Annotated in this window: 15 protein-coding genes and 1 pseudogene; 12 read left to right on the top strand and 4 right to left on the bottom strand. The window is 53.3% G+C overall.

All coding sequences use genetic code 11. From position 1 onward, the window contains the following. Positions 1 to 397 (top strand): helix-turn-helix transcriptional regulator (locus tag B3729_RS20740; RefSeq protein ID WP_286788887.1); only part of this gene is annotated, 397 nt, incomplete at its 5' end. Between the two features lie 75 nt (positions 398 to 472). Continuing rightward, positions 473 to 859, top strand: a complete 387-nt coding sequence (locus tag B3729_RS20735) for a cupin domain-containing protein (protein ID WP_286788886.1) — start codon at positions 473 to 475, stop codon at positions 857 to 859. Positions 860 to 1,026: 167 nt separating this feature from the next. On the opposite strand, the gene ftrA is transcribed toward B3729_RS20735, so the two are convergent. After that, positions 1,027 to 1,998 (bottom strand): transcriptional regulator FtrA, encoded by a 972-nt coding sequence (gene ftrA, locus B3729_RS20730; protein WP_286788885.1) that lies wholly within the window; start codon positions 1,996 to 1,998, stop codon positions 1,027 to 1,029. Positions 1,999 to 2,095: 97 nt separating this feature from the next. Between ftrA and B3729_RS20725 the strand changes: the two genes are divergently transcribed. The 3 genes from B3729_RS20725 (at position 2,096) to B3729_RS20715 (ending at position 3,576) form a co-directional block, all read left to right on the top strand. Beyond that, positions 2,096 to 2,536 (top strand): rhodanese-like domain-containing protein, encoded by a 441-nt coding sequence (locus B3729_RS20725; protein ID WP_286788884.1) that lies wholly within the window; start codon positions 2,096 to 2,098, stop codon positions 2,534 to 2,536. Continuing rightward, positions 2,530 to 3,024 (top strand): GNAT family N-acetyltransferase, encoded by a 495-nt coding sequence (locus B3729_RS20720; protein ID WP_286788883.1) that lies wholly within the window; start codon positions 2,530 to 2,532, stop codon positions 3,022 to 3,024. The genes B3729_RS20725 and B3729_RS20720 overlap by 7 nt, the downstream gene beginning before the upstream one ends. Positions 3,025 to 3,300: 276 nt before the next feature. Next, positions 3,301 to 3,576 (top strand): hypothetical protein, encoded by a 276-nt coding sequence (locus B3729_RS20715; RefSeq protein WP_286788882.1) that lies wholly within the window; start codon positions 3,301 to 3,303, stop codon positions 3,574 to 3,576. Positions 3,577 to 3,710: 134 nt separating this feature from the next. Here the strand turns inward: B3729_RS20715 and B3729_RS20710 are convergent, their stop codons facing one another. The 3 genes from B3729_RS20710 to B3729_RS20700 all read right to left on the bottom strand — a co-directional run bounded on the left by B3729_RS20710 (position 3,711) and on the right by B3729_RS20700 (position 6,647). Then, positions 3,711 to 4,103: a GFA family protein gene (locus tag B3729_RS20710; RefSeq protein WP_286788881.1), complete on the bottom strand. Its 393-nt coding sequence runs from the start codon at positions 4,101 to 4,103 to the stop codon at positions 3,711 to 3,713. 549 nt (positions 4,104 to 4,652) lie between these two features. After that, entirely contained in the window at positions 4,653 to 4,946 is a 294-nt protein-coding gene (locus B3729_RS20705; RefSeq protein ID WP_177325237.1) for a hypothetical protein, read from the bottom strand. Between the two features lie 399 nt (positions 4,947 to 5,345). Then, positions 5,346 to 6,647, bottom strand: coding sequence for a hypothetical protein (locus B3729_RS20700; RefSeq protein WP_286788880.1), 1,302 nt, complete (start codon positions 6,645 to 6,647; stop codon positions 5,346 to 5,348). 423 nt (positions 6,648 to 7,070) lie between these two features. Here B3729_RS20700 and B3729_RS20695 point away from each other — a divergent pair. The 7 genes and pseudogenes from B3729_RS20695 to B3729_RS20665 all read left to right on the top strand — a co-directional run. Continuing rightward, positions 7,071 to 7,193 (top strand): annotated as a pseudogene (locus B3729_RS20695) (HAD family hydrolase); the annotation flags it as partial. 909 nt (positions 7,194 to 8,102) lie between these two features. Beyond that, positions 8,103 to 8,609: a hypothetical protein gene (locus B3729_RS20690; protein ID WP_073450862.1), complete on the top strand. Its 507-nt coding sequence runs from the start codon at positions 8,103 to 8,105 to the stop codon at positions 8,607 to 8,609. A 243-nt stretch (positions 8,610 to 8,852) separates the two neighbouring features. Further along, positions 8,853 to 9,122, top strand: a complete 270-nt coding sequence (locus tag B3729_RS20685; protein WP_073450770.1) for a hypothetical protein — start codon at positions 8,853 to 8,855, stop codon at positions 9,120 to 9,122. Between the two features lie 174 nt (positions 9,123 to 9,296). Continuing rightward, positions 9,297 to 10,025: a DsbC family protein gene (locus B3729_RS20680; RefSeq protein WP_073450771.1), complete on the top strand. Its 729-nt coding sequence runs from the start codon at positions 9,297 to 9,299 to the stop codon at positions 10,023 to 10,025. Continuing rightward, positions 10,025 to 12,685: a type IV secretion system protein TraC gene (gene traC / locus B3729_RS20675; RefSeq protein ID WP_286788879.1), complete on the top strand. Its 2,661-nt coding sequence runs from the start codon at positions 10,025 to 10,027 to the stop codon at positions 12,683 to 12,685. The genes B3729_RS20680 and traC overlap by 1 nt, the downstream gene beginning before the upstream one ends. Beyond that, entirely contained in the window at positions 12,682 to 13,200 is a 519-nt protein-coding gene (locus tag B3729_RS20670) for a hypothetical protein (RefSeq protein WP_286788878.1), read from the top strand. Before traC ends, B3729_RS20670 begins: the two co-directional genes overlap by 4 nt. Further along, positions 13,197 to 13,379, top strand: coding sequence for a hypothetical protein (locus B3729_RS20665; RefSeq protein ID WP_073450774.1), 183 nt, complete (start codon positions 13,197 to 13,199; stop codon positions 13,377 to 13,379). Before B3729_RS20670 ends, B3729_RS20665 begins: the two co-directional genes overlap by 4 nt. Positions 13,380 to 13,458 lie beyond the last annotated feature (79 nt).

The following is a 13,458-nucleotide window of genomic DNA, read 5'->3' as shown; positions in this document are numbered from 1 at the left end:
AGAAGCGGATGCGCTGTATGACCTGGCGCAGGCGCTGGATGCCGTTGGTAACAGGCGTCGGGGCAGGCGAGCCTATGACTTCCCGGCGGCAGAACGAGCACGTGAGTATATCCACGCAAGTCATGGTACAAGCATCACACTGGATGAGCTTGAATATGCCAGCGGGCGGGATCGCTGGAGTCTTTCCCGAGATTTTCGGGCACTGTATGGCGCAAGCCCGTACCGATACATGACGCTTAGGCGGCTGGACAGGTGTCGGAAGTTGCTGCTGGATGGTTTTAGTCTTGTAGACGCAGCCCTGGCAGCTGGTTTTTTCGATCAGAGCCATATGACTCGCCATTTCAAACGGTGCTACGGGCTTTCGCCAGCCCGCTGGTTAGACATGCTGGGCCGGTAAACCTGCACGATCGTGCAAGAGTTATCCGTTCAGTCCCGTTAGCGTAACGGTTCCACAAACAAAGGAGCCGACACCATGAACACTGATGTAATTCAAGCGCCCTACCAGTCAATCAATCTGCTGCAGAAGTTGTCGCTGATTAGCGAGCAGTGGTCACCCAGGGTGGTCGCTGAGATGAACAGCTACCAGTTCAAGGTTGTTCGAATCCAGGGAGATTTCATCTGGCATTCTCATCCAGAAACAGACGAGACCTTTCTGGTGCTTGAAGGCACGCTTCGGATTGACTTTCGGGAGGGTAGCGTGACGCTAAAAGCAGGTGAGCTCTATGTGGTCCCCAAAGGGGTTGAGCACAAACCGTATACTGAGGAAGAAGTAAAGCTATTGCTGATCGAGCCGCGGGGTGTTTTAAACACCGGCCAAGAAGGCGGAGAGCGGACAGCGCCTAATGACGTCTGGATTTAATGGATCAGCATTCGATACAAATCGCTGATTGCTTTGAACAGGGCGTTGAGCTGCACGGAGCAGGGCTCTAGCGCCGAGCTAGTTCTAATAAACGCAATACTGATTGCATGTGGTCATTGGGTATATCCCAGCGACTACAGCAAGAATGAGCACCCTGACAGCTCTAGCTACGTCTGATCTTGCCGCTGTCCAAACCTGCCCCGGTAGAACGAAGGCGCAAGCCCTACTGCCTTGCGGAAAGCTACCCGAAAGCTTTCCACTGACGCAAAGCCGCAACGCTCGGCAATGTGTTCTGTGTTTAGATCGGTGCTTTCCAATAGTGAGCGAGCTTGCGCCATGCGCGCATGTTGCAACCAACCTTTGGGTGTCATGCCAGTCGCCTCGCTGAATCGTCGTAAGAACGTGCGTTCGCTCATCAGTGCTTTCGCCGCCAGTTGGCGAATCGTTAACGGTTCACCCAGACGCTCGACTGCCCACTCAAGTACCTCAGCCAAGCCATGGCGCGGGGCTTGAGCAACCGGTGCCGGAATAAATTGCGCCTGCCCTCCAGAACGTAGCGGCGCCATCACCAGACGTCGGGCTACGGTATTGGCGATATGGGCACCAAAATCACGTTCAACCAGGTGCAAACAGGCATCAATGCCAGCGGCACTGCCGGCTGAAGTAATTACCTGACCACTATCCACATAAAGCACGGCCGAATCGACTTCGATTTTAGGAAAGCGCCTCGCTAGCTCATCGCTATACCGCCAATGGGTAGTAGCTCGTTTTCCATCCAGCAGCCCAGTGGCAGCCAGCACAAATACACCTGAGCAAATCGACAACAGCCGTGCCCCACGCTCGTAGGCATTGCGTAGTTCATCTAGTAAAGCCTGCGGTGGCGTCTCATCGCGGTTGCGCCATCCAGGGATAATGATGGTACGTGCTTCGGCAAGCGCTTCGTAACCTGCGTCTGCTGTGACTGCAAAGCCTCCCAGCGCGCGCATCGGACCCTGGTCGACTGCAACCACGCAGTGTCGGTACCAGGCAAAATCAAATTCTGGTCTTGGCAGAGCGAAAATCTCGATGGCAATGCCAAACTCGAACGTACACAAACCATCGTAGGCCAATATGGCCACTAAACCGGGAGCGTCACACATTGGCGGAAAATTACCAGTAGATGTCAGATTTGCCACTGTAGTGCAGTGTCGGACGTCCTTAAAGTGGCTCAACTCAAATTCTACGAGGAGCGTCCATATGTCCAGTCTAATCAGTGAGATTCCAGCAGCCACCTCCGCTGAAGCCTACGCACACTTCAGCGACCGTTTACGCTTTGAAACCGACTGTTCAGATGTCTATCACAGCCAGCAGGCAGGCCAGATCGATTATGTTCTGGTGGATGTGCGCAGCTTGGCCGCCTTTACCGCAGGGCACGTTCCCGATGCTATCAACATACCCACAAAAACAATCACGGCAGAACGCTTGGCAGTGTTTCCCGCTGATAGCCTGTTTGTCGTCTATTGCGCCGGGCCTCACTGCAATGGTGTTCACCGAGCCGCCGCACAGATAGCTCGCCTCGGTTACTCAGTAAAAGAAATGATCGGTGGCGTTACCGGCTGGCTCGATGAAGGTCTCGCTCTTACGAGCGACACCGGCGACCAGACCACTTCCCACAGCACGGTCTCCTGCGCATGCTAAGCATAAGCGCTACGGTGCGTGCTGCAGCGCCGGAGGATGTGCCGGCGCTAATTGAACTCATGCGCGCCTTGGCAGCATTTGAGGACTATCTGGATGACTTCAGAGTCGATGAGCAGGCTTTGTTAAACCGCGCCTTCGGTCCATCGGCGCAATGTCAGGTGTTTGTTGCCCAATGGATGAGCCAGATCGCAGGTTATGCCGTAGTACTGGAGATTCCGTTCACCTATGACCTGCGTCCGACCGTACTACTCAAGGAACTGTATGTTGCCGACCATTGCCGTAGCGAAGGCTTGGGCCAGGCGTTAATGCAACAGGTGGCAGTCTGGGCACGAGCCAAAGGCGCAGGTCGCCTGAAGTGGGATGTAATGGTCGGTAATCATATGGCCACCAAGTTCTATGAGCGATTGGGAGGGTTCCCGGATGACAAATGGTTGGCTTACCAAATGGACAGGCAAACGATTAAGAATCTTGCGATGGGTTGTTGGTAGCTGAATGCATTCTGGATAATGGCGATTCATTCCTGTAGTCGCTGGGGTATACCTCATCGACTACACCTAGCTGTACGCGGATGTATCCTCCAAGCCTACTAATCCTGGGAGTGAACTACCTTACGGCAGGCTGATTCGCGTTATAGAAGAAGCGTGTCTATATTGAAGCTTCTTTGAGAGGCCTCTTGTAAGACCCCCATGGCTTCTCCTTTCCTGGCTATGAAATACCAGACACTGGGCCCCTGGTTTGTAGTCTCCACTGTATGGAGCACAACCATGCCACTGCATGTGTATATCGGTACTGCTCACCTTATTTTGGGCAATGTTTTAAATCCCAACGTCGAAGTGATACTTGAACAGCTAGACGCCAAAACGGTGGTTCTGACGTTTGCGAGCACTGCTGTACGTCCTACTGTCTACAACCAGGTACAGATCGAGCTTCCAGAGACACAGCTGGCTTTAAGAGGCCCGATAGTCGAAAAGAAACAGTGTGCTAAATGGACCTGCCTGAAATTCAGAGCAGAAGCGCGTGATCAGTTAGGCTATCCATAGCAGTACTTGCGGGCCAATCAAAGTGGCCTCCTACCCTCGGGCTCCGTTACCTGTTAATCAATAGGTAATAGCTTTTTTTGCGTAGTCATTAGGGTATGCCTCATCGACCGCAGGCTTGATCGAGCTGCGTACAGTTAGTCTTCAGATCGGCTATCTGAATCACGATTACGTTCATAGTGGTTGGCAATATGAAATGGTGGTAACCAGGACTCACGCCGAATGGTCCAAAGCTCGTAGGTAGGAACCAGCTGATTTGGAGCGTCAAGCGACCCTAAATTTATTTCGATCTCATCATCGCTCCGCTGATAGACCGATGAACCGCATTTAGGGCAAAAATGGCGTCCCAAATAGGCTTGCGTCTCGCCTTCAATTGTCACCACACTTTCAGCGAAAATTGCAGAAGCGTGAAATAGAGCGCCGTGATACTTACGGCAGTCTAGACAATGACACATACCAACCCGATAGGGCTGACCTAGGGCCAGAATCCGAACCGCTCCACATAGGCAACTGCCTGTGAACTTACTCATGTCTTTTCCTTTGAGGCCTTAACCACTTAGCATGCCAAGCAAGGTTCATTGATTGTAGGTCGTTATTCTCTGGTTACGCTTAGTGACCTCCCTGCAGAGCACAGACGCTTCTTTCCCAAAAGCTAGCTTGATGTACTGATCTTCTTAGCCTTCAGAGATGACAGAGTCATAGCTATATCTTTGTTGTCATTAGGGTGTACTCCAGCGACTACACCTAAAATGGGTCATTCAGATGTAGCGATAAATAGGCAAAGCGACTTATACGGCAACACCTCTAAATCGCTACGTCTAATGACTACACCAGCGATGGCATAGACCTCAGTCAAAAAGTTAAAACACTGCAGGGTTTTGCAGGGTTTGCCTGTGTCTGAAAACGCCGCGCAGGCCCCGCTGTGGGACGCGTAGAGCCCTGTGCAGGGGTGCAGAAAAAACGACCTATTTAGCTCGCAGGCGTGGTGGGGGGACGACTGCGCGCGCCAGGTGCTGAGCTATAGTCGTTATTAGGTTTGTTACGTACGGTTGGGCAGCAATGACCCTGTTAACCATCAGCTATCTGTACTTTATTTTTTCTATCAATGATTCATACGAGGCGCTGCTTAATGCCCCGCAGTCACGCCAGATTTCTAAATGCTCCTGAACAGTAGGAGTCATTCCGGCAGGGTCCTTTGCCCAACGCTCAAAAAGAGCAGTTGTAATGTCTCGTAGTAGATAACCGTCATTAATAGGAGCTCGTGCAGAATCCAATGCATCACCTACTACCAAAGCGATATAGCCTGCTTTTGGAGCACGTCTTAAAAGCACAGCTAACAAATCCTGTTGCCGGTCCGTCATGGGTAAGGGCATGTCTTTCACCAGATACTGCAGCTAGGAATGTTTACCCTAGGGCTCAATTTAGGACGTAAATAGCTGCCGCGGAAAACTTCATATAAATATGACTCACTGTTTCTTACAGGCAACAAAAACCCGCCGAAGCGGGTTCTTGTTGATCATACTCAACGTCCTGTCGAGCTGCCATCCAGGCGATGATCAATCATCCTTGATCTCTCTGAGCACATCCTGTGCTGCAGTTGATAGGTGTAGATTACGGGCTTTACTGAGGGTGCAATAGAGCAGCTTGCCGCTATGCCGTGTAAGCCTTTAGCTATCCTTAAGGAGTTAACCTGAGTTTCTGCACGTGGCGATACGTGCATGTACTCCCTGCCTAGCTATTTTACTCAATACGCATTGCACGCAGTGGCGCTGCTAATGCAGCGCACTGAACTCTGGCATCGGATCCACAAAGCGGCCACGCTCCGGGAACTTGAGCGTGAAATTGTTGCGAATCAGGTTCAGCTCATTATCGGACGCCACGGACTCTTCCCAGCCCGGCAGATAACTGACGCCCATGACCAAGGCGCGGTGCTTGAGGCGCTTGTACAGCGGGCGCTTGCCCAAGTAGGCGGCCAACAGCAGGGCTTCACGCAAAATATCCTTTTGGTTTTGGCCTGAGCGGTAGAGGGCGAGGTCGGCAGCCTGTTCGAAATGCAGAAGCGCCACCTTAAGTTGTCCTGCCAGGACATGCCAGCGACCCTCCAGCCATTCCAGGAAGTAGGTGCTGATGCCGTCCGGGTCGCGATGGCCCAGGAGAAGACGGAACTGATCTAGGGCGTAGCGTGTGCGGGCTTGGTCGCCCAGAAATTTTTCCGTGGTGGGCCTCAACTGCTCAAACAGCAACAGGCCGCTTTCGACCAGTTCCCGCTTATGTTCTGCGGCCTGAATATTCAGCTTGGAAAGCAGAACGCCGATGTCGATGATGGGAATGTCACTCAACACCTGTTGGAGCAAACAGTGGCGTAAGCGGACAAAACCCGAGGCGGTGTCTTCAAAGACGGCTAAAGCTCGAGCGACGATTAGCCATTCGGTGAAGGCACGCAACAAAAAAGGGCGAGCTGTGAACTGCGCCTGCAATTTCTGATAAAGCAAAGCGATGCTCTGAAGATCCGGCAGCTGTTTACCCTGCCGCCGGCGCCGGATGGCTTCGCGCCCGTTCTTGTTCTCACCGGAGGCATCAGGATAAAGCTGCTGGCCTAGATGGTTAGGCGCTATTTCGAGCTCGTGTTCTAGCCAGGCCAGAGTCACTTCTACAGGGTGGTGCTGCTCATTTAATAGCTGCGCCAGGGGTGGACTTGGGATCGCCTTGTGCATTTGCAAGAAAAAAGAGCCGAGATACGGAGCCAAGAAATGCTCCGCCAATATAGGCAACGCCTGCTCACGGGTTAAGGAGTCCAGCGCTACGGTCTTGATCAGTTGCACGTAGCTCTGTTGTAGGGTCTCGACCGCTGAGGCGACAAATTGACCGAATTGAGCGTTAATCCTGCTGCTCAATGGTGCTTCGATTAGCTCATGTTGCAGATTTTCTAATAGCTGCCAATCGAAATCACCCTGCCTGGCCAGCTGATCGACATGGCGATTGCTGGCTTTGGTATCGAGCGCTTTAGCGAGAAGGCGATAGCACTCACCTAGACGTGGGTAGGGTGGTCTCGGGATATGTTCTTCCTTTAGCATTGTAGCAGTACTCATTTCATCCATGTTAACTGCCCGCTGCTTGGAGCGGGCAGTGTCCTTGCGATTAGGTTTTAGGCCCCTGCCCTCGGTTACCACCTGATTTATGGCCTGGTACTTTGCTCGGCCAGTTTCCACCAAGGAACGATTTGCTGGGCGCGGGACGAGAATTGCTTTGTCCTGCGGTGCCAGAGGATTTCCCGCTACTGCTTTTAGCCATCTGCGCGGTACTGTTGAGCGTGTGACGAATCATGTTGTCTCTCCTGTGCGAGTAGCTAAGTCACTACATGGCCCACGTTACAGAGCGGTTTGGCAAAATACCCGCGCGCGACTGGTCATTTTTTCCACTAGATTGAAGCTGCGTAGCCACTTGCTTGGTATGGAATCTATGAGCAGTGTTCCACGTAAATAGGAGGCTAAGGGCGCATGGGTCGCATACAAGGCGTGATATTTGATGCGGTCGGCACCATCGTGCGCATCACCAACCCAAGGCATCCATATCGCCAACTCTTGAAGATTGGTGTTGTGCAAGGTCGTAGGCCTACGCCTTGCCTGGGAGATTGCCTTAGGTATTTGGGTTGGTGGCATGGCCCTAATGGCAACTAGCTGGATGATTTGTTTTTTTCTCCAAGCTACTACCAGGGGATTAAGGATCGGTTAGTAATAGATGAGGTAACCACTGTGCTGTTTTACGAGCATAGATAGAATCACTCAGATCTCAAGCCTTGAGATTGGATCAATCAGAAAGAGCCAGCCAATGCAGGCGAACCAGAGTATTGCTGTAACAGCAATTCAGCAAACGGATGATGAATAATGAAACTACCCTATTTCATTTGGCGATGCAGCTTAGAATTAAGGCTCAAATACCAGCGATTCAGATCACGCAATGAAAAGCCGATTGCTCGTCCTAGTGCTCGGGGACATCTTGCACAATTAGCGGATGGTGATTTTCTCTACATGCCCCCTCTGCCTTCGAAACCAAGATAACCTTGCTCTGGCTATTTAACTCAATACGCATTATGCGAAGCATCTTGGTCATTTGAATATTTCAGCTCTATCGGCCAGTCCAGTAGTTGGCAGCGCCTGCAGCTTGGCTTTTATTTAAGAAACAAAAAACCCGCCGAAGCGGGTTTTTGCTGACCGTACTCAAAGCCTCCTTTAAGCTGCCTTCCTAGCGACGGCCAGTCATCCTTGACCTGACTGAGCGCGTCCTGCGCTCCATCCAATGCGCATAGATTAGCAATCTGCCACTGCTGGAGAAAGAGCCGCTTTTCCTGCCGTCGTGTAAGCCTTTTGCTATAGCGCCAGCTCAAATGTGAGCATTAGCACATATAGGTCTTTACCTGCCCAAAAGGGTTGTTGAAGCGGGCTGAGTGCTTTAAAACGCCTCTCCATTTCAGGCAAGGGATTGCAGGGCGGGCTTTTGCCTTACCCAGTCCTTCTCAGGGAGAAACAGTAATGAAGCGTCTACTAATACCCGGCCTTCTTTTGGCCAGCATGAATGCATCCGCAGGCCTTTATATTGATCCTCAACAATTGAAGGATGATCAAAATCGCGACAAGTTATTAACTATGGCAATCAAGAAGTGCCCTAATAGTAGTTTCAAAACTATAGGTGAACGTGATGAATGCCGTGCGAAGTATCGTAATCTCGCTGACCAGCAATTCCCGTTGCGAGGAAGCAAAGCATACAGCGAGAAGAAATATTCCGGGCTATCTAAACCCCAAGCTGAGCAACAGTTGATAGAGCTTAAAAAGATATATGACCAAGCCGACATGTTTGCTGTGAAGAAGAAGCCGGGTGAGTTAACCCAAAGCGATATGGAAGCAGAAGGCTGGTGGATTCAACAGAACATTCTAAAGGCTACTCGGACTCAAGGAGACCCGTGGTTTATTGAATGCAAGGTCCAGAAGTGGAAAGCCACTGTGGACCTTTGCCCGCTTGGTAAGGGCGGCAACCCCTGATATAGGTCCTGCCTGGATTAAATGGTGAGGCGTCCCGCAGGGCGCCTCTAATAACACTTTGCTTAGTCCTGATAAGCAGCATTCGCCCTTGCTCGTGCTTTGGCAACGCGTAACATGGCCTTGAGCTGATCATCACTGCGCTTTATACGCTTCCATTGAGTGAAACAGCGCTCCGGAAACGCTCATTAGTACCACATATAAGCATCCAGACTCTGTACACTCTCTCTTTTCAGGACCGCGCCAATGCTTATTGTCCGTCTGCAAAGTGGTGTGACCTATACGCTTGAAAAATCGGTTGGCAATGCCGGCAAGCACGGCATCTGGGAATTTCACCGAAGCGCGAACTCCTACATGCGTCCGCCGGATTACACCCCGTTTCGACATGCCGCTATCCTTCCGGCTGAGCCTGCCGAAGGCCAGTCGGTCAGCCTGTCGATCTGCAAACCCGGTATGCCCGAGGAGCAGTGGATCGAGGTAGGCGAGGGGACAGCAACCTACGACTCGGATCGCTGATCCAGCTGCCAGAAAAGGCAGAATTGACACTCACAGCAGCTCTTGCCTGAAAATTTTTAACTTTTTTACCCCTATCCTGCTACTCCCTACCCGCGCGGGTAGGGAGTACGCCGATGGGTTGCCTCCTCTTGGGCTTACGCTTGTAGACCTCTCAGATAACGTTCCGAGGTCTGCATGTCTTATCCAAATCTTAAGCTTGCGCTCGCGCTGGTGGCGGGCCTCGGCTTAGCCGAATCGGCCCTGGCTGCCAAGCCTATCACTCCCCAAACCATCGAACAGGCAGCAAAGACCATTACCGGGCAGGCCAGCCTTCCGGTGGATGGCATGAAGGTGCTCCAGTCCGAGGGCAAGCTCTACTTCATCAGTGGCAATGGGCGGTACGTTTTCAGGGGTGAGGTGTACGACACCTGGCTGCAGAGCCACATCGACACCATTGCTCAGGCGCAGGAGTCCTCCTCGCGCATTCTGCTCTCGAAGATGGGCGTCAAGATTGATGACCTGCTTTCCATACGCATGGGCCATGGCGCAAAGGAGGTGGTGTTCTTTACCGACCCTCAGTGCTCTTACTGCCATGCGCTGGCCAATGAAGCCAACCAGTACACCAGCGAATACACCTTTGTGTTTGTGCCGGTCCCCGCACTGGGCGATGAGTCCAATCGCCTGATCAAGCGCCTGGCCTGTGCAAGGGATGAGCGTCAGCAGCTCGATGCCCTCCTGAACGGCACGATCGAGCAGCTCGAAACGCTCAACAAGTGCCCCGAAGAGAAATACGCCAAGTCCCTGGTGACCGCCAACCTGCTCGGGGTGGACGGTATTCCGTACCTCATCAGCGATGACGGCCGGGTTTCGCGTGGGCGCCCGAAAAACTTCGAAGCATGGCTTAGTGGCAAGGGGGATCAGTAATGGAGTTCATCAGCTGTAGAGAAGAGCATGCCGAGGGCATTATCCCGCGCGAGGTCAGGGCCTCCCAGCTCTCACCAGTGATCGCCTATGACGAGGAAAAGGAATACTTCTTCAATAATGACGGCACCATTGGGGTTGGCTTTATGTGCCGTCCGCTTCCGGGTGTAGATGAGCGCCAGCAGGCGTCCATTAACAACATGCTCAACCAGCCTTTTCCCAACGATACCATCATCTCATTCATGATGTTCCTGTCACCGGAGGTGCAGGCCCCGCTCAACAGCATGAAGCGCCTCCGGGACAAGTTCACCCATCCCCTGCATTCGGAAATCATCAACAGCCGCGTCGAGTTTTTCCGCCAGCATACCCGTGAGCCGCTTATCGCACGCGGCAACAAGGGCGTCTTTAACAACGGCGTTATCCATGACCAGAAGCTGGTCATCACGATCAAGATCCCGATCAGGGAACGTCTGCCCAGTACAAAGGAGCTGGAAGAGCTGTTTGCAGCGGCTGAAAAGCTTGAGTCATCGCTAAATACCATCGGCTTCGGGCCTCGCAAGATGAACGCCGACCAACTCAAGCGCATCCTGAACACCCTGCTTAACTGGGGTGAGCGTTCAGGCTGGCGGTTGGGTGAGGATAGCTGGGATGAGACCTCGCCTATCAACGAGCAGGTCTTTGATTACGAGACCGATGTCGAGGTCAAGAAAACCCATCTACGCCTGGGGGACACCTATGCCAAGGTCCTGTCGGCCAAGCGACTGCCCAACTATTTCTTTTTTGGCGATGCCATCGGCTACGTAGGGGATCTGAGCGGGCAGGGGCAGTCGATCAAGGAAAACTACGCCATCTGCTGCAACGTGTATTACCCCAACGCGCAAAAGCAGAAGAAGAGTCTGGATCGCAAGCGCACCCTGACGGTGAATCAGGCCTTTGGGCCGCTGCTCAAGATCGTGCCGGTACTGGGAGAGAAAAAGGAGAGTTTCGACACGCTGGAAAAATCCATGTCGGCGGGTAATCGCGGACTCCGGATGAACTACTGCGCCGTGATCTTTGCCCCCACGCTCAAGCGCGTCGAGTCTGCGGCCGCCGCCATGCAGGATATCTGGGCAGAGAGCAAGTTCATCATGAAGCAGGACAAGTACATCCAGCTGCCCATGCTGATCAATTCCCTGCCTTTTGGTGCTGATCACAAGGCGGTTATTGAGCTGAACCGCTACAAGACGCTGACCTCCGAGCACGCCACTGTTCTCCTGCCGCTCTTTGGGGAATGGAAGGGCACCGGCACCCCTCATGTGGGTCTGGTCTCGCGCAATGGCCAGTTCATGTCACTGTCCCTTCACGACTCGGAAACCAACAAGAACGGTGTCATCGCAGCGGAGTCCGGGTCAGGCAAGTCGTTTTTTGCCAACGAACTCCTGACCGCCTACATGAGCGAGGGCGCGCAGGTCTGGGTGATCGATGCGGGTAAATCCTACGAAAAGCTCTGCGAGACGCTGGAGGGCTCCTACGTCCAGTTTGGGGAATCCTCGACGATATGCCTGAACCCCTTCGATATCGTGGTGGACTATTTCGATGATGAGGATGCCCTGGTCGCTCAGGTCATGGCCATGGCTTCGCCCAAGGGCAATCTTGAGGAATTTCAGATCGCTGAGACGCGCCGGCTGATGGCAGGCATCTGGAGGCAGAAGGGCAATGCGATGCTGGTGGACGACATTGCCGAGGCCTGCCTTGCTCATCATGATCAGCGTGTAAAGGATGTGGGTAGCCAGCTGTATGTGTTTACCAAGGACGGCAGCTACGGCAAGTACTTCCACGGCAAGAACAACATGCGCTTTACCAACCAGTTCACGGTGCTTGAACTGGATGAATTGCAGGGTCGTACACACCTGCGCCAGATCGTTCTGCTCCAGCTGATCTACCAGATCCAGCAGTCGGTGTATCACGGTGATCGTAACGTCAAGAAAATCGTATTCATCGACGAGGCCTGGGACCTGCTCAAGGAGGGTGATATTTCCAAATTTATGGAGCATGCCTACCGCAAGTTCCGTAAGTATCAGGGCTCGATGCTGATCGCCACGCAGTCCATCAACGATCTGTACGATAACCCTGTAGGCCGGGCCATTGCCGAGAACAGTGCGTTCATGTTCCTGCTGGGACAGACCAACGAAACAATCGAGTCGGTCAAGCTCTCGGGTCGACTGACGCTTTCCGATGGTGGCTTTAGTCTGCTCAAGACCGTACACACCGTAGCCGGGGTGTATTCCGAGATCTTTATCCGCAGCAAGGCCGGAATCGGGGTAGGTCGCCTGATTGTAGGCCCCTTCCAGAAACTGCTGTACTCCACCGATCCCAATGACGTCGGCCAGATCGATCGTTATCGGGCCATGGGACTGGGTGTATCTGATGCCATTTATGCCGTGTTGCGCGATCGAGGCGAGCTGGACACGCGTGCAGACGATGAGGTGATTGAGCAGGCCCAATCCCATGAGCGCAAGCTTCGCAAGAGTCGCCCAGCCAGCTCCAAGAGTGACCCCTCACCGCGACTGGTTCCCCTGTCGCTTCCAGAGGAGCCAGCGGTATCCGCTGAATCTCCAGCCCAACCCGAGAATCCTGAGTCCACGCCAGCCACCGCCACTGCTGAAGAGGAGGTCACTCCATGAGCCAGTCAATAGCACACCCGATTGCAGACATCCCCGCTACAACTGCGTCCAGAGAGCAACCTTCTACGGCTCCAGAAATTACAGGCTCGTCGGCCAAACCCTCAAGCCATGTTCCCCTTGAGCAAAGCTCGATGACGACCTTGCAGATGCTCATGCTGGTTGCCGTGATTGGCCTGTTCATTATCTGCGGCATTCTTTTCAAGCGGGTCGTGGCGCTTGAGACGACACAACAGTCCTTTGCAGTTGTGGATTTCACGGCGCTGGCGGAGCGCTATAGGACAGAAGGGGCTACTCCTCAGCAGGTAGCCCAGATGCTGGCCAATACCAACCGACGCATTCTGGAACTTAGACAGCAAGGCGTAGCGGTACTTGATTCCCGCGCCGTGCTGACCGCGCCTGAGCATCTCTATCTGCCCACTGAACAACTGGCTGCCAGCAGTACGGCAACGAGTGGTTCTGCAGCCGGTGTACCGGCTCTCAATCCCCAGTCAGCCCCTGCGAGGACTCAGCCATGAGTTACCGAAACGATGCTGCCATGCGTGAACAGATTGTTCGTACCATTCTGGCCAACTGCAAGATTACCTTCAGGCTCAAGAGTGAGACAGACAGCCCTGTACAGGATGTACGGGATCGTGCGGTCCTTGGGCAGTCCTCCACTGACTTATCGGGAGGGGATCGCCATGAGAAGGTTTGATCGTATCGTCAACAAGAAGGAGTCCTGGGGCCGCTTCACGGTCAAGATGGCCCTGACTACGGCGCTGATCGTGGGCAGC

Origin of the sequence: Pseudomonas sp. UBA3149 (assembly GCF_002364655.1) — a bacterium.
GTDB lineage: Bacteria > Pseudomonadota > Gammaproteobacteria > Pseudomonadales > Pseudomonadaceae > Chryseomonas > Chryseomonas luteola.
Note: the sequence above shows the minus strand (reverse complement) of the source record. Positions and strands in the feature narration are given on the sequence as shown.